The sequence below is a fragment of the Cytobacillus sp. NJ13 genome (genome assembly GCA_030348385.1).
Taxonomy (GTDB): Bacteria; Bacillota; Bacilli; order Bacillales; family Cytobacillaceae; genus Cytobacillus.
In genome coordinates this window covers 491,174-511,406 of the sequence record JAUCFP010000006.1, presented here as the reverse complement: position 1 = coordinate 511,406, position 20,233 = coordinate 491,174, and the positions used below count along the sequence as shown (strand labels likewise).

At 37.4% G+C, this 20,233-nt stretch carries 18 protein-coding genes and 2 pseudogenes; 3 read left to right on the top strand and 17 right to left on the bottom strand.

Features of this window, described 5'->3' with window-relative positions:
* Nucleotides 1-4 precede the first annotated feature (4 nt).
* The 6 genes and pseudogenes from QUF73_02545 to QUF73_02520 all read right to left on the bottom strand — a co-directional run bounded on the left by QUF73_02545 (nucleotide 5) and on the right by QUF73_02520 (nucleotide 6,020).
* Complete coding sequence (locus tag QUF73_02545; GenBank protein MDM5225079.1) at nucleotides 5-877, bottom strand: hypothetical protein; 873 nt, start codon at nucleotides 875-877, stop codon at nucleotides 5-7.
* Nucleotides 878-905: 28 nt separating this feature from the next.
* A complete protein-coding gene (locus QUF73_02540; protein MDM5225078.1) occupies nucleotides 906-3,326 on the bottom strand; it encodes a heavy metal translocating P-type ATPase in 2,421 nt (806 codons plus the stop codon).
* Between the two features lie 92 nt (nucleotides 3,327-3,418).
* A complete protein-coding gene (copZ, locus tag QUF73_02535; protein MDM5225077.1) occupies nucleotides 3,419-3,658 on the bottom strand; it encodes a copper chaperone CopZ in 240 nt (79 codons plus the stop codon).
* A gap of 97 nt (nucleotides 3,659-3,755) precedes the next feature.
* Nucleotides 3,756-3,962, bottom strand: coding sequence for a copper chaperone CopZ (gene copZ, locus QUF73_02530; GenBank protein MDM5225076.1), 207 nt, complete (start codon nucleotides 3,960-3,962; stop codon nucleotides 3,756-3,758).
* A gap of 16 nt (nucleotides 3,963-3,978) precedes the next feature.
* Nucleotides 3,979-4,326 carry a metal-sensitive transcriptional regulator gene (locus QUF73_02525; GenBank protein ID MDM5225075.1) on the bottom strand — a complete coding sequence of 116 codons (348 nt, stop codon included), beginning with the start codon at nucleotides 4,324-4,326 and terminating at the stop codon, nucleotides 3,979-3,981.
* Between the two features lie 795 nt (nucleotides 4,327-5,121).
* Nucleotides 5,122-6,020, bottom strand: a pseudogene (locus QUF73_02520) (IS3 family transposase).
* A 35-nt stretch (nucleotides 6,021-6,055) separates the two neighbouring features.
* On the opposite strand from QUF73_02520, the pseudogene QUF73_02515 reads away from it, so the two are divergent.
* A pseudogene (locus QUF73_02515) lies at nucleotides 6,056-6,301 on the top strand (IS1595 family transposase).
* 297 nt (nucleotides 6,302-6,598) lie between these two features.
* Here the strand turns inward: QUF73_02515 and QUF73_02510 are convergent.
* The 9 genes from QUF73_02510 to QUF73_02470 all read right to left on the bottom strand — a co-directional run bounded on the left by QUF73_02510 (nucleotide 6,599) and on the right by QUF73_02470 (nucleotide 16,757).
* Nucleotides 6,599-8,656: a penicillin-binding protein 2 gene (locus tag QUF73_02510; protein MDM5225074.1), complete on the bottom strand. Its 2,058-nt coding sequence runs from the start codon at nucleotides 8,654-8,656 to the stop codon at nucleotides 6,599-6,601.
* 135 nt (nucleotides 8,657-8,791) lie between these two features.
* The gene (locus QUF73_02505; GenBank protein MDM5225073.1) at nucleotides 8,792-10,585 is read right to left on the bottom strand and encodes a BlaR1 family beta-lactam sensor/signal transducer; all 1,794 of its coding nucleotides are present in this window, start codon (nucleotides 10,583-10,585) and stop codon (nucleotides 8,792-8,794) included.
* Complete coding sequence (locus QUF73_02500) at nucleotides 10,585-10,974, bottom strand: BlaI/MecI/CopY family transcriptional regulator (protein ID MDM5225072.1); 390 nt, start codon at nucleotides 10,972-10,974, stop codon at nucleotides 10,585-10,587. The genes QUF73_02505 and QUF73_02500 overlap by 1 nt, the downstream gene beginning before the upstream one ends.
* A 128-nt stretch (nucleotides 10,975-11,102) precedes the next feature.
* Complete coding sequence (locus tag QUF73_02495; protein ID MDM5225071.1) at nucleotides 11,103-13,133, bottom strand: penicillin-binding transpeptidase domain-containing protein; 2,031 nt, start codon at nucleotides 13,131-13,133, stop codon at nucleotides 11,103-11,105.
* A gap of 73 nt (nucleotides 13,134-13,206) precedes the next feature.
* The gene (locus QUF73_02490; GenBank protein ID MDM5225070.1) at nucleotides 13,207-13,380 is read right to left on the bottom strand and encodes a hypothetical protein; all 174 of its coding nucleotides are present in this window, start codon (nucleotides 13,378-13,380) and stop codon (nucleotides 13,207-13,209) included.
* Nucleotides 13,381-14,025: 645 nt separating this feature from the next.
* Entirely contained in the window at nucleotides 14,026-14,523 is a 498-nt protein-coding gene (locus QUF73_02485; protein MDM5225069.1) for a DinB family protein, read from the bottom strand.
* Nucleotides 14,524-14,989: 466 nt separating this feature from the next.
* Nucleotides 14,990-15,460 (bottom strand): DinB family protein, encoded by a 471-nt coding sequence (locus QUF73_02480; GenBank protein ID MDM5225068.1) that lies wholly within the window; start codon nucleotides 15,458-15,460, stop codon nucleotides 14,990-14,992.
* A gap of 367 nt (nucleotides 15,461-15,827) precedes the next feature.
* Nucleotides 15,828-16,343, bottom strand: a complete 516-nt coding sequence (locus QUF73_02475) for an SRPBCC domain-containing protein (protein ID MDM5225067.1) — start codon at nucleotides 16,341-16,343, stop codon at nucleotides 15,828-15,830.
* An 87-nt stretch (nucleotides 16,344-16,430) separates the two neighbouring features.
* Nucleotides 16,431-16,757 carry a metalloregulator ArsR/SmtB family transcription factor gene (locus tag QUF73_02470; GenBank protein MDM5225066.1) on the bottom strand — a complete coding sequence of 109 codons (327 nt, stop codon included), beginning with the start codon at nucleotides 16,755-16,757 and terminating at the stop codon, nucleotides 16,431-16,433.
* Nucleotides 16,758-17,057: 300 nt separating this feature from the next.
* Between QUF73_02470 and QUF73_02465 the strand changes: the two genes are divergently transcribed.
* Entirely contained in the window at nucleotides 17,058-18,038 is a 981-nt protein-coding gene (locus tag QUF73_02465) for an NAD(P)-dependent alcohol dehydrogenase (GenBank protein MDM5225065.1), read from the top strand.
* Nucleotides 18,039-18,219: 181 nt separating this feature from the next.
* Here QUF73_02465 and QUF73_02460 read toward each other — a convergent pair whose 3' ends face one another.
* Together QUF73_02460 and QUF73_02455 are read right to left on the bottom strand one after the other, a co-directional pair.
* A complete protein-coding gene (locus QUF73_02460; GenBank protein ID MDM5225064.1) occupies nucleotides 18,220-18,543 on the bottom strand; it encodes a hypothetical protein in 324 nt (107 codons plus the stop codon).
* 315 nt (nucleotides 18,544-18,858) lie between these two features.
* Entirely contained in the window at nucleotides 18,859-19,404 is a 546-nt protein-coding gene (locus QUF73_02455) for an XRE family transcriptional regulator (protein ID MDM5225063.1), read from the bottom strand.
* Between the two features lie 115 nt (nucleotides 19,405-19,519).
* On the opposite strand from QUF73_02455, the gene QUF73_02450 reads away from it, so the two are divergent.
* Complete coding sequence (locus QUF73_02450; protein ID MDM5225062.1) at nucleotides 19,520-20,143, top strand: LysE family translocator; 624 nt, start codon at nucleotides 19,520-19,522, stop codon at nucleotides 20,141-20,143.
* The last annotated feature ends 90 nt before the right edge of the window (nucleotides 20,144-20,233 follow it).

The window sequence follows — 20,233 nt, the reverse complement described above, 5'->3', positions numbered from 1 at the left end:
CTTTTTATTTGACCTCTATAACAAATGGATAGCTATTGACTTTACCATCAAATTTAAATTCTCCCCACACTTTATAGATCCCAGGTTTATCAAATTTTGTATTAAATTGTGTCTTTTCTTCTGATGCAGGGTGCACATGAACAAATTTCTCACCCTTTTCATCTAAAATTACGACATGCCCTAAAGCCCCCAGGTAGGGCTCTGGTATAATCCCTTTTGTATCAAAGTTTAACGTAACATCTTTGTTTATTCCTAGCTCTGAAGTTATTAATTTAACAGTCTTTCCATTGATTGTTTTTGTTAAATTTGTATCAGTCTTCAGCGAATTTTCCTCATGTTCGCCATGACCTTTCCCCACATGCAGCTTGATCGGACTAATTTGATAGGCAAGGTTTTTTGGTTTAATATCAACAAACGTTTTATAAGAGTTTTCAGCCAGGTCGAATTTCAGAGTATATACACCATTTCCTTTTTCCTCAGGATGCAGATGGTAATAATCTTCTAAGTCTGCACTTACAATAATTAGATGCATAATCTTTTCATGTGAAATTTCTAATTCAGGAGAATTTTGATCTTTATCCTTCACATCTATATTAATAAAACCATTTTCATATTTTACGTTTGTGACCACTTCACTTTCGGATTTATCTCCATGATCAGAATGCTCTGATTCCTTGCCATCACTTCCATGGCTAGCATGATTATCGTTATGCGCTTGCTCATTAATAGACTTTTCCTCATTACCATTTGCTGACTCATGGCTATCCGTGTGATCGTTACTGCCGTCCAAGCTAGCATACACAGTATAGCTTCCAATGACTAACCCGAGATAAACAATGGCTGAAATCGCCCAGGTCAACAAGCTTTTTTGTTTCATATAAACACTCCTCTTTTTAATTGATAAATTATCCTTTTAACTTAATCCTTTGTAACCTGAGTGCGTTTAAAACAACCGAAACTGAACTAAATGCCATTGCTACTCCTGCAAGCCATGGTGCCAGAAAGCCTAGTGCCGCAATTGGAACTCCTAAAGTATTATAAGCAAATGCCCAAAATAGATTTTGCTTGATATTTCGAATAGTCATTTTACTCATAAAGATGGCATCGGCAATACTATTTAAGTCTCCTCTGATTAAGGTGATATCAGCAGCCTCCATTGCTACATCAGTACCAGTACCGATTGCCATGCCAATATCTGCAGTCGCTAACGCTGGTGCATCGTTAATACCGTCGCCAACCATCGCCACTTTCTTTCCAGCTTTTTGAAGCTTTTTAACTTCCTCTGCCTTTCCTTCTGGCAGAACTTCTGCTATTACATGGTCAATTCCGACCTCATTTGCAATTGCTTGAGCTGTCTGCTTGTTATCTCCAGTAATCATCACAACCTCTAGACCCATATTTTTTAACCTTTCAATTGCTTTTTGAGAGGTCTCTTTTATTGTGTCTGCGACTGCAATCACTCCAGCAAATTGATGATCGATTGCGACTAGCATTGCTGTCTTACCTTGCATTTCTAAGTTCTCCATCTTAGGTAATAGGTTTCCAACATCAATGTTATTTCTCTCCATAAGTCGGCGCGTTCCGATAAGCAAGGATTTACTTTCAACTATAGATTCGATTCCAAAGCCAGGAATGGCTTCAAAATGTTCAGAGCTCCCCAGCTCAATACCTTTTTCTTTAATGCCCTCAACAATGGCCTCAGCTAACGGATGTTCAGAATTTCTTTCTGCGGAACCGACTAACTTTAAAAATTCCTTTTCTTCAAATCCATTTGAGAGAATAACATCTGTAAGTGCTGGTTTTCCATTTGTTACAGTTCCAGTTTTATCAAGGATCACTGTATCCAATCGATGAGTCGTTTCAAGATGCTCCCCGCCTTTAAACAAAATTCCATATTCAGCGGCTCGGCCTGACCCTGCCATAATTGACGTAGGAGTAGCTAGGCCCAGTGCACATGGACATGCGATAACTAACACGGCAATTAATTTTTCAAGAGCTACTGCAAACTCTCCGGGACTTACTGCAAAGTACCAAACCAGAAATGTCACAATAGCGATCCCAACGACAATTGGAACAAAAATTCCTGAAATAACATCGGCTAAACGTTGGATTGGTGCTTTTGATCCTTGAGCTTCTTCGACTACTTTGATGATTTGAGCTAAGGCACTATCTTTTCCTACCTTTGTTGCTTTTACCTTTATAAATCCGTTCTTGTTAATGGTTGATCCTATGACTAAATCTCCAACTGTTTTATCGACTGGAATACTTTCACCTGTAATCATTGACTCATCAAGAGCAGATCTTCCTTCAAAAATCACTCCATCTACAGGTACCTTTTCACCTGGTTTCACATATACGATATCACCAGCGATTACCTCTTCAATTGGTAATTTCAATTCTTTCCCTTCTCTTAATACTGTGGCCGTTTTCGCCTGTAAGCCCATAAGCTTCTTAATAGCTTCAGATGAACGTCCCTTTGCTTTTGCTTCAAACAGTTTACCTAATATAATAAGAGTAATTAACACAGCACTTGTTTCAAAATACAATTCCACCATATGTGCTTCAGAGCCTTTTGATAAAATACTCAAGTAGATACTGTAGAAATAAGCTGCAGAGGTGCCAAGCGCAACCAAAACATCCATGTTTGCACTTTTATTCCTTAATGCTTTATAAGCACCTACGTAAAATTGACCGCCGACTAAAAATTGAACTGGAGTCGCAAGCGCGAGTTGAACCCATGGATTCATGAACATTTCTGGCAGCCAAATGAAAGAAGTAAATTCAAAATGACTGACCATAGCCCAAAGTAAAGGGATGGATAAAATAGCGGAGAAAATAAATTTTCCTTTTTGCTTTTCAATTTCTTTTTGTCTATGATCCACTTTTTCGCCTTTAGATTCTTGCTTTTGTTCCAAACGATAACCCAATTTTTCAATGGCCTCCTTCATATCTGAGACCGAAACTTCATCAGGATTGTATTCTACAAGGCCTGATTCTAAGGCGAAGTTTACAGTTGCGGTTTGGACACCATTTAACTTATTCAAACGTTTTTCAATTTTATTAGCACACGCTGCACACGTCATGCCACTTATATCAAATTCTGCTTTCTCACTCATTACTTTATATCCTAAAGACTGCACTTTTTCTTTCAATTGATTTACATTTGCTTTAGACGGATCAAATGTTACTTTTGATTTTTCTAATGCGAAATTTACGCTTGCATCCTCTACTCCATCTACTTTTTTGAGACCTTTTTCTATTCTCACGGCACAAGCAGCACACGTCATGCCAGCTATTTGAAGTGTTGTTTCTCTTTTATCGCTCATTACTTTACACTCCTATCACCACATACTATAGTGGGGTATATTTTGCGGGGAATTAAAACGTGCCGGGCGAGACAGCACGTTTTTTCAACTCCTTAGTGACAGCTTTGATCTTTAGCCGATTTACTCAATGCTACATCATAACCTTGATCTTCTATAACGTCAGTGATTTCCTTTAAGGCAATCATCTTTGAATCAAATGATACATCTACTTTTTCATCATTTAAGTAAACCTTTACAACATGAACACCATTTAATTTTCCTACGTTTCCTTCGATGGAATTCACACAATGCCCACACGACATTCCTTTAACAATTAATATTACATTCTCCATTCTATACTCTCCTTTATTATTTATATTACTATACCTAGGTATAGTATATTTAATCTGTAAAGAAATCGTGCTTTATTTGCACATTCTTTACTCAAATTTATTGAACATCATAACCTTGATCGTCAATTATTTCTTTGATTTTATCAAGAGTAACTTCATTTGGGTTAAATTCCACATTTACAGTTCCTGAATCCAAGTTTACTTTAACTTTGGTAACTCCGGCTAATTCGCCTACACTACCTTCAATTGCATTAATACAATGGCCACATGACATACCTTTTACGTTTAGAGTCATTTTTTCCATATCGTATCGTCCCCTTTTATTTTTTCATTAATTTTTGAATGGTTACCATTACCTCATCTAAGATCTCCGTATCTCCTTCTTCAATTTTCTCTAGAACACATGTCTTCATATGCCCTTCAAGTAAAATCCGAGCAACACTATTTAAAGCAGATTGCGTTGCAGATATTTGAGTAATAACATCATCACAGTACGTATCTTTTTCAATTAACCCTTTTATTCCTCGAATTTGTCCTTCAATTCGATTTAATCTTGTTGTTAAGTTATTCTTTACTTTATCTGAGTGGTGGCTTTTTCTTTCACCGTCTGATGAGCAGCATTGATCGATTCCAACAATATCATCCAGATTTTCTGAATTCATCGACATTGCCTCACCTCCTTAATCACATAATACTATACCCCTCCATAGTATGTGAAGGTTTTTTTTATAAAAAATTTAAAATAGGTATTTGACATAGAATTTTATTGGTGATAAAAGGATCTTTTCAGCAACTTCCTATTAGCTGAAAAGCTACGTCCAAACCCTTGTACACCAAGAGTTTGGACGTTTCCATAACCAAGTTTATGAAAGCGTTAATTTGTATTATCCGAACATTTATTCCATAATTTTACATCAGTTGATCACGCAGTTCTTTTTTTGCTTCATGATATAAACAAGCATACAGCTGTGATTGTAGCGGGCCGTTAAGTTCTAATAGAACCTTTATACATGCTAACGGCATGCCCTTACGTGCTAAATGAGCAGCAAATGCAGGGCGAGATATGAACACCCAGCTCTTACCAATGGGAGTGTGACCTCGCGTGCGTATAAAAAGGCTTTTCTGATGTTCCCCACACTCTTATGTAAATAGTACAATTCGCTCTTTTTTACCTTTCTGTTTTTGGGATCGTTATCATGACTTCCGGCCAATTAATATCCACTTTTTTTATGTCAACTAACTCTATAAGGCAAACAGCCCTGGTATAATGTCATAATGAAAGTAAGTTGTTCCCTTAGAGAGTAAGTTGTACTCTAGAAAATCCAAAGGAATGTCCCAATTTTGAAGACATTCCTTTTTCTAATTAGAAATATTTAGTTCCTCTTCTTAAATAAAGCACCCTTCGTATTATAAGGTCAGCCAGATATTTCTGATTGTCTGATTCCTTTTGATTGAACACATTTTTCAAACTCATCACTGGTATACTGAGATCCTAGATCCGTATGGAGAATCAGCGCTATTTCGGGTTTTTGCGTTTCATACGCATTATTGAACGCTTTAATGACTAGATCCGTAGTCATTGTTCGTGAAAATGAATAACCAATAATTTTTTTTGAATGTAAATCCATGACAGAAGCCAAGTAGCACCAACCATCCCTAAGCGTCTTGATATAGGTGATGTCTCCAACCCATTTTTCATTAATGGTTTCGGTGGCGAAATCCTGTTCAAGCAGATTTTCACGTTCTTCCACTGTGTGTTTACTGGAAGAAAGGCGATATTTTTTCTGTGTGATCGAACGAATCCCGGCCTTTTTCATCAAACGCTGCACTCTTTTAAGGCTCACCAAATAGCCTTCTTTTTGAAGGATAATGTGTATTTTTGGCGCACCATAGCGTTGTTTATTTACTGTATGGATTTCTGTGATTTTCCTGGTTAATTCTTTATTTTCCCGTTCACGGTTGGATTCAACTTCTTGTAAAGACTGATAATACGTACTTCTAGGAATCTCTAATACATCACATAAAACCTGAACAGAATATTCGTTTTTATGTTGTTCAATGATGGTGGATAACTCAGAAATGCTTATTTTTTCGCGAATATGGCCATAGCCTTTTTTAATATTTCATTTTCCTCTTGAAGACGACGCATTTGCTTTTGTAGTTGGATAAAATCATCGGAAGTAATAGAAGATCCGTCTTCCAAATTAATGGGGGAATACTTTTTAACCCATTTATAAATCGTAACATCAGAAACGCCATATTCACTGCTTAAATTGATTACGGAGCTACCAGAACGGTAAAGATCAACCACCATTTTTTTGAAATCTTCATTGAATTTTTTGCTTGCATTTTGATTACCCATAAGAGACACATCCCTTCATTTTCATTATGGTCAACTATATGAAAACTTAACTAAAAGGAATCTATCATATACAACACGTCAATAATTTTCATAATCGACTTAAAAAGTGGATGGAACGATTTCAAGGTATTGCGACAAAATACTTAGATAATTACCTCTATTGGTTCCGCTGGCTTGACTTAGGAAAGAATCTAGCATTTGAAAAACAGGTTGAACAAATGCTTATTTTGGCGTGCCAAAAATCAAGTCAAATGACTGTCGAAATGCTGAGATGTGCATAAAAAATAGCCTCAAAAAGAGGCATAGCTTAATTTGTAGTTTATGATGGTGAATTCGTTGTAAGAAAGTACAAAATGTTTAATATGACGAGGATTACTAAAATAGCTAATACTACCTTTTTCAAAGCTATACCTCCCTTAAATGGTCATATTTTACTCTATTAATACAATACACAATTTATTCTACTAATTCGTATTTTAAAAAACAACAATCTTTACGAAAACAGCCTTATTTAAAGACTAATATTATTGTAAAGATTTCATGTGCCTTTCCGGAATGGAAAAATTGATATGTTATCCTCATTTTGTTGTTTGTTGATCTTTTTCTTCTTGTGCAAAATATGCCCGAAAAACTCGCTGGCTGATAATATTAGCAGCGCTGTGCGGCTGTGCGTAACCATCACGGTAGGCATTCGGCACTATAACTGCAATGGCAATATCGGGATCATCAAATGGTGCATATCCTGCAAAGGATAGATTCCATGTCTTTACCCCGTTTTTATAAGATTCAGAGGTACCGGTTTTACCCGCTGCATTGTACGGTTCGTCCTTAAAAAATCCTCTCGCTGTCCCTTGCGAACCATGGGTAACCAGCCAAAAGCCCTGTTGGACACGCTTCATCATTTTAGCACTCATATCCACCTTATTCAGCACAACTGGGTTAATTTCATTGATTACATTTCCTGGTTCATCACCATTCTTGGAGGGTTCGCGGATCTCCTTAACCAATTGAGGCTTCATACGGTAGCCGCCATTCGCTATGGTTGTAATATACTGGGCAATCTGCATCGGTGTATAGGTATCCAATTGTCCGATTGCAATTTGAAAATAATTTCGCACGTCATTCCCTTTTATACCTGCTGTTTCATTGTCAAAACCTATTCCTGTAGGGACACCTAACCCATATTGATTGAAATAGTAACGAATTGTTTCTATTTTTTCTGAATCCATATTTAGGGACTGATTTGGATGATATTGACCTCCCAGAATCTCAATAGCAGTTTTCCACATATATACGTTTGATGAGCGTTCAAGCGCTTTTAAATCGTTGATGGTACCCATATTCGCATAGGAAGAAATTTGTTTAGTCCCTTTAATTTGCAAGGGTGCATCATAATCAAATTCCCCAATATCCCTTACACTGGTCTGGTATCCGGTTAATACGGTGGCCCCTTTTACAACAGATCCCTGTTCAAAAGCGTAAGTGAAGGTTCCCGGTGTAAAATCGATAAATTCCCTAGATTGCCTGTTATACACCTTTCCTGACATAGACAGAATGCGGCCGGTCTTGGGCTCCATTGCCACAACAAAAGCAGTGTCAAGTGTATCAGTATGCGGCTTTTGTATCGCATTTGCTAACTCTTCCTGCATGATTTTTTCCACTTGGGCTTGGAACTCCATATCAATGGTCAGGACAATATCCTTGCCGATCTGCCCTTCAGAAACAATCTCTGTATCCACCACATCTCCTTTTTGATCTGTAACCGTTTTTATTTTTTCCTTTTGCCCTTGCAATACGTCTTCATAAAGCTCTTCAATATAGCTTTTCCCGATCCGGTCATTAAGTTTGTATCCTTTAGCCTTATAGGAATCTACGTTTTCTGCAGGTATGCCTTCATCTGCACTCGTAACTTTACCAAGCATATTCTTATATGTATCTCCGTAAGTATAGCCCCTCTTCCAGTCGGTTGTTATATCAACACCCGGCAAATTTTCCAGATTTTCACTCACCTTAGCATATTCTTCTTCTGTGACATTTTCATTTTTGATCATCGACGGGGTTAAAGCGATGGCGGTTGATAGCTTCCGGTATATGGCTGCCACATTTTTGTCTACACCCTGGAGGTCACTTTTTTTTATTCGGCTCAATTTTAATTGATATAAATCCTTATCGGTCAACTTTTCCTGTTTGTATAATCTCTCTTCCTTCTTTGTGATAAAATTCTGACCATTATTATGTTCCAGAAGCCAGATATCTTTAATATCCCGATCTGTCACTTTATCGATATCTTTATTATTCATGGAAAGAAAAATATCTAACTTTTTTGACAGTTCAAGCAATTCGCCCGGCTGTGGATTTTTCGGTGGTGTATAGGTAATTGCTTTTTCCGGGATATTATAGACTACTAATTTGTGATTCTTGTCATATATTTTTCCGCGCGGAACGGATAAATTAATGGGCGTCACCTCCGTGTTATCAGCTTGCGCCGCATAGGACTCCCCTTTTAAAATTTGGACGACCCCAAGTCGAAGAATCAGGATGGAAAAAAGAATAAAAACCATGAAAAAGAGACTATTCATTCTCAATCGCATCTGATTTTTTAATATGTTGTATTTTTTCTGCCTTCTTTGCCTCAAAACACATCACCCCTTTCATGTAAAGAATCGAATCAACTGGGAAGTTTGTGTATTCCGCACCAAATACTACAACTGTAGTATTTGGTGCGGAGATAGCCCCAAAAGGTATAGTTCATCCTTATTGGGGTACTATTTTTAATAAATCCTTTTATCGTGCAGGATTTGCTTAGCAATCTCCGCAGCCTTGCTTCCTTTTGCATGACCATCCTTATCTTGAATATTGATGGCAAAATAATAACGATGCTCTCCTTTATATACAAAGCCAATGAACCAGCCATTTACATTCTTTCCATTGATCGTACCGGTTCCCGTTTTTCCAAATAATTGTCCATTTTTTTGCTTATCAATTAAGATTGCTTGTTTAACCGCTTGAATATTTTCCTCTTTAAAACCAAATTTATTTTCTTCCAATGCATGTAATAATTGCACTTGTTCGATTGGTGAAATTTTTAATGAAGATTCCATCCAATAAGTATCTAAATTCCCTGAAAGGTCCTCATTTCCATATTTCACCTTGTGGAAATAATCTTGCAGATGCTTCCTCCCTATTTCTCTATCGGTATTTTGGAAATACCAATTCACCGAATGGCTCAATGCAGTAGATAGATTTTGATCTTGATTCCATTCTTGATAGGGTTGAACATTTCCATCCCAAGCCTGTTCATTGTTATTCGTGGAAATAACACTTGATTCCAATGCAAATAAGGCAGAAAATATTTTATAGGTGCTATTAGGAGAAACCCTCTGTTCACTCATATCTCGATTATAGATTTGATATTGTCCCTTAGCATCATCATATAAAACAAAACTACCGTTATAGCCATGGAAATAGGAACTTAAATCTTCATAAATTGTATTCTTCTCACTAAAATGATACATATCATCCGAGCTGGCAATAACAGTGGTGATTGGAGTAATAGCTAACACAAAAATCCCCGAAACCACACAGATGACTTTGCTTTTCCATTTCAATAATGGTGAATCTCCAGAGAAGGCAGCAATACGCTGGATTCTTTGTTTGATTTGTTTTTGGGTCCCTCCCATTCCAGGTGCAATCTGTGCATAAGTCCGATCATACTTTTTATCCGCAAAACGAATGATGGTATGCCCATACTCAATGCATCCACTCTCATCCAAGAGATTGAGTACAGAAGCATCACATGCCAATTCCCGATCGATTCGCATCCTTTTTAAGGCAACCCACATGAATGGGTTAAACCAATAAATTATTTGAACGATTAACATGACGTAATTAACGAACACATCTTTGTTTTTATGGTGGTGCAGCTCGTGAAGAAAAACGTATTTTAATTCATTTAATGAGAGAGCTTCTCGCGTTTTCCTTGGTAAAAAAATATAGGGCTGGAAAATCCCGAACGTAATTGGAGAGGTAATAAGTGCGTTTTCCCGCAGCTTTACTTTTCTCTTAATACCAACACTCTCTTTGCACAATTCTAACAGTTCATTTATCCTTTGATTCTTAACAGGAGTAGCTGACTTTTTCATCTGATAGATTTGATAGGCGGAGTAAATCACCAAACCTATGAACAAAATCATTCCTATAACCCAAATTGTGAAAATTATATGGTAGACAAAATCAGGTGTTGATTTGTTCACTGATACTGTGAAATCATGCATTAAATCCGTATTTGACGCCTGAGAGACATTCAATACATTCTTTTCATTCTTAGATGCGGTGTCTTTCTGAAAGAAAAGCAAGCTTTTCAAATATTGGGTTCCTTTTCCAAGGTGAAAATCCTTCCAGGGTACAAACGCAGCAAGGATTGGAATGAAAAGAAAATACCAAATTTGATAATGTGCCTTTACCGTCAAATGTTTGTGGAAAAGCCTCTTGATCAATAGAATCATGAAAATAAGGAGTGATACCACGATTGTACTTAATAAAACCCGCAGTAGAATGGTGTCCATTATTTTTCTCCTTCTTTCTGATCCTTCTTTGATAATATTTTCTTTAACTCAGAAATATCCTCATTTGATAACTGTTCATTTTCAATAAAATTCAATACCATTGAATTTAACGTGCCTCCGAAAAACTGTTGAAGAAAGGACTTACTTTTTTGCTCAACATACTTGTGTTCTTCGATTAGGGATGTATAAATAAATACTCTTCCTTCTTTTCGTGCCTGCAAAGCATTTTTCTTGACTAGACGTGCAAGCATGGTATGAATGGTATTCGGTTTCCAGTCACTCTTTTTCGATAATTTCTCCACTACCTCAGGAGTCGAAATGGACTCATATTTCCATACAACTTTCATCACTTCATATTCAGCTTCTGATATTTGCGGAATCTCTCTCATCATACCCCTCCTATTTTTACATCTGTAGTATTTAATATAGCAAAAAGGGGCAAAGGCTTAAAGCATAAACGTGTACTTTAGCATAATGTAAATAATCCCTGTATACTAATGAACTGATCCCAGTGACTTCATTTAAAATATGAAAAAAGCTCCTCTATAAATGATTGGTTCAGTTGGGTGGCCGAACTGCCTGGTGTATAATGTTCTACAAGTGAAAGAAGAAGAAATGAATCTTTTTCCGCATCAAAAGCAAGTAAAAAACTATTTTCATTCCCCTTTTCACCTTGTTTCATTTTTAGCTCTGCTGTTCCGGTCTTGGCAGCCAACTGATGGGCAGGGTTGAATAAAAGATGGGCCGTTCCATTTGGGTCACTTACCACCGCTGTTAAATTCTTCATCATTTCACTGGCCGTTAAACTAGAAATGGCTGATTTTGTTTTTCGTTCGCTTTTATCATTCAACAATTTTGGATAAACAATTTTTCCTTCGTTTTGAAAAACAGAATACATGGTTGCTTGTTGAATGGGTGTAATCATTAATTCTCCTTGGCCGTATGCCGTATCTGCCAGCAGGATTTCTGACTGAAATGTATTTTGCTTAGATATTTGAGCTGGATTCATGACAATCGGTAAATCTAATTCCTCTCCAAAGATAAACTGATTCAAACCATTTCTAAACGTTTTTTCACCCATTTCTATAGCCTCTTGTGCGAAATAAATATTGTCTGAATAAATTAACGCTTTACTCATATCTACATTTTGCACATCAGAAACACGGGTAACTGAATACCTTCCCCATGTTCCGTCTTTTTGCCAGCTTAAACCTCTTATGTTTCTAAGCTTATCTGGATAGGTCACTTTGGCATCAAGGCCAATACTTGCGGTTATCGTTTTAAAGGTAGAGCCAGGTGCATAACCAACAGCATACCTTGAAATAAATGGCTTGTTCTCATCCTTCACATATAGATCATATTCCTGCTGCGATATTCCTTGGACCATTTTATTCGGATCAAATGAAGGGGAACTCACTAAGGCATAAAGCCCTCCCTCTTTAGGATTCATAACGACAGTAGAACCAGCTTTTCCTTTTAAATGTTTAAATGCTTCTCTTTGGATATAAGAATCAATGGTTAATTGGATATCTTCTCCGTCTATCTTTTCTACCTTTTGAAATTCGTGCTTTTTATTTCCCAGTTCATCGACAATCAGTATTTCTCCCCCATCTTTACCTCGTAACTCCTTGTCAAAAGCTTTTTCCAATCCAGCTTTTCCAATTATGTTCCTATCCGATAAGTTTGGATTTTTATCCAAATCCTCTTTTGTTGCATTTCCTACATAGCCAATTAAGTGAGCTGCTGCTTCTTTTAGTGGGTAATAACGAAGTTTTATATTTTGATAGGCCGCTCCTGGCATGATTTTGGCTTTATTAGATTCAATTATTTTTAAAGGAACAAAAAGATCATCCTTTACCCAGCTCTGATTTAATTTTTGATTAATTTCCTCTATAGGAATCTCGAATTGCTGACTAATCCTTTGCAGTGTATTGTCTTTTTCGATTCCTTGCCCTAATTCTAACGGTACTACCCCTACCCATTTAAAATCTTCATTTACCGCCAAACCGTTCCCAGAATGATCTTTAATCTCTCCACGCTCTGCTTCCTTATAGTGAAAAACTGCTTTATCTTTTCCTTCCATTCCAGGAAAGATTAATGAAGGATCCCATTTAACCAAATATTTACCGTCTGTTTTATTGATCTTTGTTTTATAGTTCAAGTTCTCCACTGTCCCTAAAGGAGTTGTAAAGCTTAATTGATAAGATAACTCATACCCATGGTTTTTGACTTTTTCCATTTCAATTTTGGAAGCATGTATATTCGAAATATTGATTCCGTTAAATATACGATCATATTTATCAATGACTTCTTCCAAGGTATAATCTAATGAAGTGTACGATTGTTTTTCAAGCACATTCCCTAATTTTTCATACTCTTTGTATTCTAATACTTGAATAAAAGTATTCGCTACTTCCTGAACTTCACTGTGGCCTTTTTTGTCCATGATTTGGAACCATATAACACCCCCAATCCCTGCTAAAATGAAGAATAACAAGAAATAATAAGGGTTAATTTTCTTCTTTTTTCTTTGTACTCTACTATACAAGCTCTCTCACATCATTTCCTTCAGGATAAATACTACATATGTAGTATTTAGAAGGATTATAGCATATATTTTTTTATAAGCAAACCAACTCTTGAATGCTATCAACATATAAATCATTATTTACATGGTGAGATCCATCGTTAGCCCAGGAAAGTAAAGGATTACAAACTACATTATCTTTATCAGGAAACCCTTCAACAATTTGATTAACATCAATGTTACTGAAGAATTTAAAGTAATTCTCCAATACCCTTCTACTAAAGTTTGTCGTTGTTATTGAATATGAATTTCTCGTAATTCATTCCAAAGTAGTTCATATTCCGGGAATTTCCCGGACCCTCCGTCTAAACTAACCAAAAGGAATTAAAAGGTGGGTAAGAAAACGATACTTCCATCGGAGAACTTTAAATACATAAAAAAACGACAGAAAATCTGTGTTATAAACCATTCCTACAAAATTATTACCTCCAGGTATAGTTTGAAATCCCCTACAACTTTAGATGTAAAATTATCTTAATTCACTATTCAATAAACCTGCCCCGTTGGTCAAACAAAAAAAGAGCTGCCGATCCATACTGATCTTCAACTCTTGCACCCGTTACTTTAAGTACAGGACTTCACAATCTATTTTACACCTCATTAAACTCAATCCCTAAATGTGTTGTACATGCAAAAAGACGCCTTCTTATTCAAGAAAAGCGCCCGACTGTTGAACAATGAAATATGAGAAAGATCGCTCTGCAAATACGTTCTAATTTATTTTACTAATACACCCGTTTAGCCATCCATAAAGCAGGAAAATCACCCGCTTTACCATAAAGAATGAAAAAGGCTGCACACCGTCAATACTGCTTCTGCGGCTGGGCAAGGAAGGTCGCTGAATTATGGTGCTTTAGGACCAATCAACGCCACCCCAAGAGGATTGCAACTTTCGCAAAAGCACAATTTGGCCGAGATGATACGTATCGTGCATCATGATATGGCTGAGTAAACGCTCAATAGAGTACCTGTTAGCTGCATACGGAACTTTTAACTTTTCATCGTCAAGGTCCGCAATGACCGTTTTTAATTTATTCATGACTTCAGTAAGGCGCTGCACTGTCTGGGCCCACCCAATTTCGTCTTCTGGATCCCCCGGATTTCCAAAGGTTTCTTCATTGTCTTCTGCCTTATGCGGATTCTCTGTGCCCTTAATTCGATGGATTACGTCTTCATTCCAAAATATCAAGTGGTTGACAATCTGCCAAATCGAATTGCTGATTCCCGAACTTGTCCATGCTGCCTCAGCTGCGATGACTCCATGAAGCGCCTGATCCATGGATGCAAACCAATCATTCTCATGGCAATGCATGTCGAGTTGTTCTAAAAACATTTTGGTTACAACTTGCATACTACCAATCTCCTCACTGTTTAGTGTAATCTTTCAAAGTTAAAAGACAAGAAAAAATCTGACTGTAGTATAAATTAATTGGTCCTAAAAAGGTAAATCCCAAATCCAAGTGGTCCCTTCCATATTGGACATACCTTTCTCTCCAGCTTCTAATCCTCTCCGACACGGCAGGGTAATCCGAAATTTCAAGGTGACGATAACAATAATCCTCAATCAATATCGAAAAAAGCCATTCATACGCATAAAATAACCTTCATTTTCGACTGTCGCCCATATAACTTATTTTGAGAATACAACAAATCCATGATCACTATGACTTATTCGGCTCATCCAGCTTTTATTCCTTCATCATGACAAATAAAGTACCCTATAGGGCAGACCTTTTAGCATACTATAATATAACATTCTATTTCATTGAAAAATGTTGACAAACTATTAGCTGGTTTAGTGGAAGAAGCTAAATATTTTATTTCTGCTTTTCCCTAAAAGCCTTTTTAACTCTTTCAATTTGATCGAGATGTCCACGTATATGGCCGACTCGGAAATCCAACAAATCTTTGAATGTCAATCTCGCACCATCTGGATACACTGCAACTCTCTCAAGTTGTTCAGTTGTTAAATCATGGAGAATAGGAAGCATACTGGAACGAAGCATTTTAAAAAGTAGAAGGTATTGTTCACGATCTAATTGTTCATAAACCAATGAGCTTGCCCAAGCATCTTGATCAGGTGCTGGTAAAAGTGGTTCGGGCTCTGACAAAACTTTTTTCATTCTATGTGTAGCCACCAATTCAGAATCTGTTATATGAATAATTATCTGATGTATACTCCATTTATCCTTTCCTGGCTTGTACCTAATCTCTTCCTCAGATAACTCACTTATGGATTCCCTTAACATCGTAAATCCTCGACTGTACTCCTCAATTAACGCCTTCATCTTATGTTCCTCCTTTACATAATATTTTCAATCTCTCTTATTTCAAGATAAGGATTAATATTACCTGCTTTACATTGGGTTTCTTCATCAACAAAACTCCCTCAATAAAAGAAGCGAATAAACCCGTACACTGATCAATGAGAATAAGAGCTGTTGAAGCAACTCCTCGTTTAAAAAAGCAGCCGTTCGTGTTAGGAGGTTTTTAAACTCCTTATATTTCCATAAAGAATGCAGACAGACAAAAAATTCATCTAACTTGTTCTCAAATTTGCGTTAATTCATAAAATAAGCGTTAATCCTTCTTGGATCAACGCCTTGTTAATTAATAAATTTGCAGCAAAACTTGCCTTCTGTATGTTCAATTTCGTTATTTGATCTCGTTCAAATGCTCTTCCAGACGATTCCAAGTATCTGTTATTCCCTGCAGCATACCCATTTCCATTACGGACTGGAGGGCCTCTGCGGATACATATTCTCCACGGTTAATTAATTTTGTTTTTCCGTCCTCATCAACAAATTCCAGTGTCACTTCGGTAGATGGCATTTCCTCGTTAATAGTCCCTTCAGCATCGGAAAAATAGTCAGTATAGCTGATACTTTCCGGCTCGCTAATCTCCTTGTATATCCCCTTGCCCCAGGATTCCATGCCATAGAATTGGCCCTGATTCCGATCAACACACTTCATGCAGTAATGCCATACTCCCCCAGGTCTGAAGTCGACGGTGCAAACCGGTAGCTCCCAGCCTCTCGGGCCCCACCAATGTTTCAGGTGTTCCGGCTCTTTAAACATTTTAAAAACAAGCTCGCGCGGTGCATCGAATACGCGCTCCAATACCAGCACTCGTTCATCTTCGACTCTCGAAAGCATTGCATTATTTGACATTGTAACTCCTCCATTAAAAGCTGTATTTGAAAAACCGTCTGTAACTCAATAGACAGACCTTATTGAGCTTATTCAATTTTCTTGCCATTAATTCAAAGGTTTTTTGCCCTGCAATACATTAAGGTAATCATCCAGCCTATCCATCCTGCCTTCCCATAATCGGCGGTAGGAGTCAAGCCACTTGTCCAGTTCTTGAAAAGGTTCGGGTCTGATCCTATAAATCCGGCGGTTTGCGATTGGCTGAACCTCCACGAGGCCAGCGTCACAAAGAACGCGAAGATGCTTGGAAGTTTGAGGCTGGTTCAACTCAAGTTTTTTTGCAATATCCCCCACCGGAAGTCCCCCTTCCAGCAGCAGGTCAATGATATCCAGGCGGTTGGGCTCAGCCAGGGCACTGAAAATTTGCCCGTTCATGTTGAATCATCTCCCAGCGTTATTGTGTTCACATTTTCCATTTCTATTGTCGATCCCACCCCCGCTTCCTTATAGTAACTTTCCTTATTAACAATATACTCCATTAGGAATATTCCTGTAAAGGAATATTATAAAAAATTTAAAAAATAGGCTATATGGACCCATAAAGGCCTTCTTCATCAGCAAAAAATTCAATCAGCAAAGCAGGATTATAGTCTTGAATATTTTTTCCAAGAATAGTATTAATAGACATCTTAAACGATATTTATGTATTACCTGAATAATTAGGAGGGATTTTTTCTGAAAGCAATCGTATATCAAAAATATGGTTCTCCAGATAATCTTAGATTTACAGATATAGACAAACCAGTTCCCAAGGATCATGAGGTACTCGTAAAGGTACACGCAGCATCTGTGAATTACGGAAATCTTGCCCTTTTAAAAGGTAAACCATTCCTGGTCCGCTTTGCCTACGGTCTATTAAAACCAAAGCACACGACACCAGGAGGTGACATAGCTGGCCAGGTGGAAGCAGTGGGCAAAGAAGTCACACAGTTTCAGCCAGGCGATTATGTGTTCGGAGACCTATCCGGCTGCGGCTGGGGCGGTTATGCTGAATATGTATCTGTCCCTGAAAAGGCCCTTGCTTTAAAACCAGTCAATATTTCCTTCGAGGAAGCAGCCGCAGTGCCTATGGCGGGAGTCACAGCTTTACAGGCCTTAAGGGATAAAGGAAACATTCAAGCAGGCCAAAAGGTCTTGATTAATGGTGCCTCAGGCGGTGTGGGAACTTTCGCCGTACAAATTGCCAAATCATTTGGTGCTGAGGTTACCGGCGTATGCAGTACAAGAAATTTAGACATTTTGAATGCTATTGGAGCGGACCATGCCATCGATTATCAAAAGGAGGATTTCACCAAAAGAACAGAAAAGTATGACCTGATTCTGGCTGTTAACGGGTATCAGCCGATTTCAGCTTATAAGCGGGCTTTAAAATCTGAAGGAACTTATGTGCTTGCCGGAGGTTCAGGAGCACAATTTACACAGGCAATGGTCCTGGGGCCGTGGATTTCTTTAACAGGGAATAAAAAAATGAGCATCATGCTGCAGAGGCAAAACCAGAAAGACCTGATTTATATGAAAGAACTTCTTGAAGCAGGCAAAGTAAAGCCAGTCATTGATCGATTGTTTAAATTAAATGAAGTAGACAAAGCCTTAAGATACTTTGAAGAAGGTCACGCTCAAGGAAAAGTAATTATTACAATTGCGGAAGCTTACTAGCGGTTAAGATTCATTGTGTGTACAGTGAAGGGGGAAAAGAAGTAGCCCTAAACCTATAGGCAGCCATCCTCTCCCCTCATATCAAAAATTTCACTGGTAAGATTATAGAACCTTTGCTTAGTCAATTTTAGGAACCACTTCTAGGGGTAGAGTAGCATAATAATGTTATTAAGTTGTAGTATTAGAATTTTTCCATCCAGCTGGCTAATTTATTGTCTTTTTCCCCATTCCCTTTAAATAATGGAAGTAGTAGAGAGATAATTACAAGTAGTACACTATAAATAATTCCTCCCATTAAAACAGCATTAAAGATAAAAAATAAGCTGTTTGGAAGGAACAAAACCATCCCAGATGAAACAATTAATATAGGAAGTGCAATTAAAAGCTTTTTCAAAATTAAGGATGGTGAACTATATTTTGTCTTAATTAATTTTCGCATTTGACCGATTAAAAAGAGATATATCAGCGTTAAAGTAACGTCAAATAAAGATAATAACCAATCCATATTTACTTCCCTCCACTGTTGGAATTTTTATTAAGATAAGTATAGCAATACCTTTATTATGCTAAATGATTTTCGAAGGTATAGAATTAATTGCTTATATTAATGAAAGCATCATTCATCAGTATGGATGGACACTTGCCTATTCCTTTCTTTTAACCTTGTGACTTTTTCATTGCTGCCCATCCATAAATGGAAGCCTTGGGCCGCCTAGGTTTTAGCATTTATAAGCATTCTTCTATGGATAATCTTTGATCCCCCGCTTCCTAAGTAAATGAATCCGGCCCGCTGCCCGGACACATAGGATGCGGGTCCAGATTAAAAGGATGGAGGGGTCACAGAGAAAAGAATAGCAGCTTTTTCATCAAAGTTATTTTCCCACATATGCTTCATATAGGCTGGTATTTTGACACTGTCACCAGCTTCTAATATGTATTCCGCTTCATCCAGATACACCTTAATTTTCCCTTCCAATACATAAGCAACCTCTTCCCCTTTATGCTCCAATAGCTTCTCCGACGAGGAGGTGTCCGGTGGGATATTCATGATCGCGGTTGCCAGAGTTCCTGTAAAATCAGGAGACAATAATTCATAAGAAATGTTTTCAACAACCATTTTTTTACGTTCATTGAATCGCACAACTAAATCTTCCGTATTCGTTTCTTCGAGTAAAAAACTAAAGGTCGGAACCTCAAGGGCTTTGGCTAAAACTTTCAGTGTCTGAATGGAAGGGTTCGCTATCCCCCGTTCAATCTGGCTTAACATGGATGGTGTAATTTCAGCTATTTTGGCTAATTCTCTGCTGCTATAGCCCTTCTCCTTCCTGAATTTCTCCACTTTTTTGCCAATATCTATATTTTCCATAATCCCGCTCCTTAAATTTTTAAAAAATATTTGAACAAAATATCATTATCTTGTGTTAAATTATATTTAACATTTGTTAAATCATATTTTAACATAACAGCAAGGAGTGAAGGAAATGAATGATTTCTTTACGTTTTTGGTTCTTTCATTGTTTGTGGTAATGAGTCCAGGGATCGATACAGCCCTTATTACAAAAAGGACGATTGCAGACGGAAGAGCAGATGGCTATAAAATGGGACTTGGAATTACAGCCGGCTCTTTAGTGCATACCTTTGCGGCTGCTTTTGGCCTATCAGCCATCTTAATGCAGTCTGCTGCTGCATTTGAAATCATTAAATATGCCGGGGCTGTCTATTTGATTTATCTCGGGTTAACTTCATTCATCTCGATGAAAAAGAAGAAAGATGCTGGTATCGAAACTGAAGTTAAATCAAATATGAAGAAGTCTGCTTTTAAACAAGGACTCCTTTCAAATGTGCTCAATCCCAAGGTTGCGATGTTCTTCTTAACCTTTCTGCCGCAATTTGTGAAGACAGGTGAAAACGCATCACAGCAGCTTATCATCATGGGAATTATTTACACACTGCTGAGCATATCCTGGTTTTTCATATACGTCTACTTTATAAATTACATGCGGGAATGGCTGATGTCCCCGAAAGTTCAAAGGGTTATGGATAAAGCAACGGGGCTTGTGCTAATTGGATTTGGTTTAAAGTTAGCCTTGGATAAACAGCATTAACCATTGGGTAAATCCAATGGTTTTTTCTTTTAGATGAAAAAATAATTTGTTCTTGTCACACAAATACTGTATGATACATAGTATAAACCA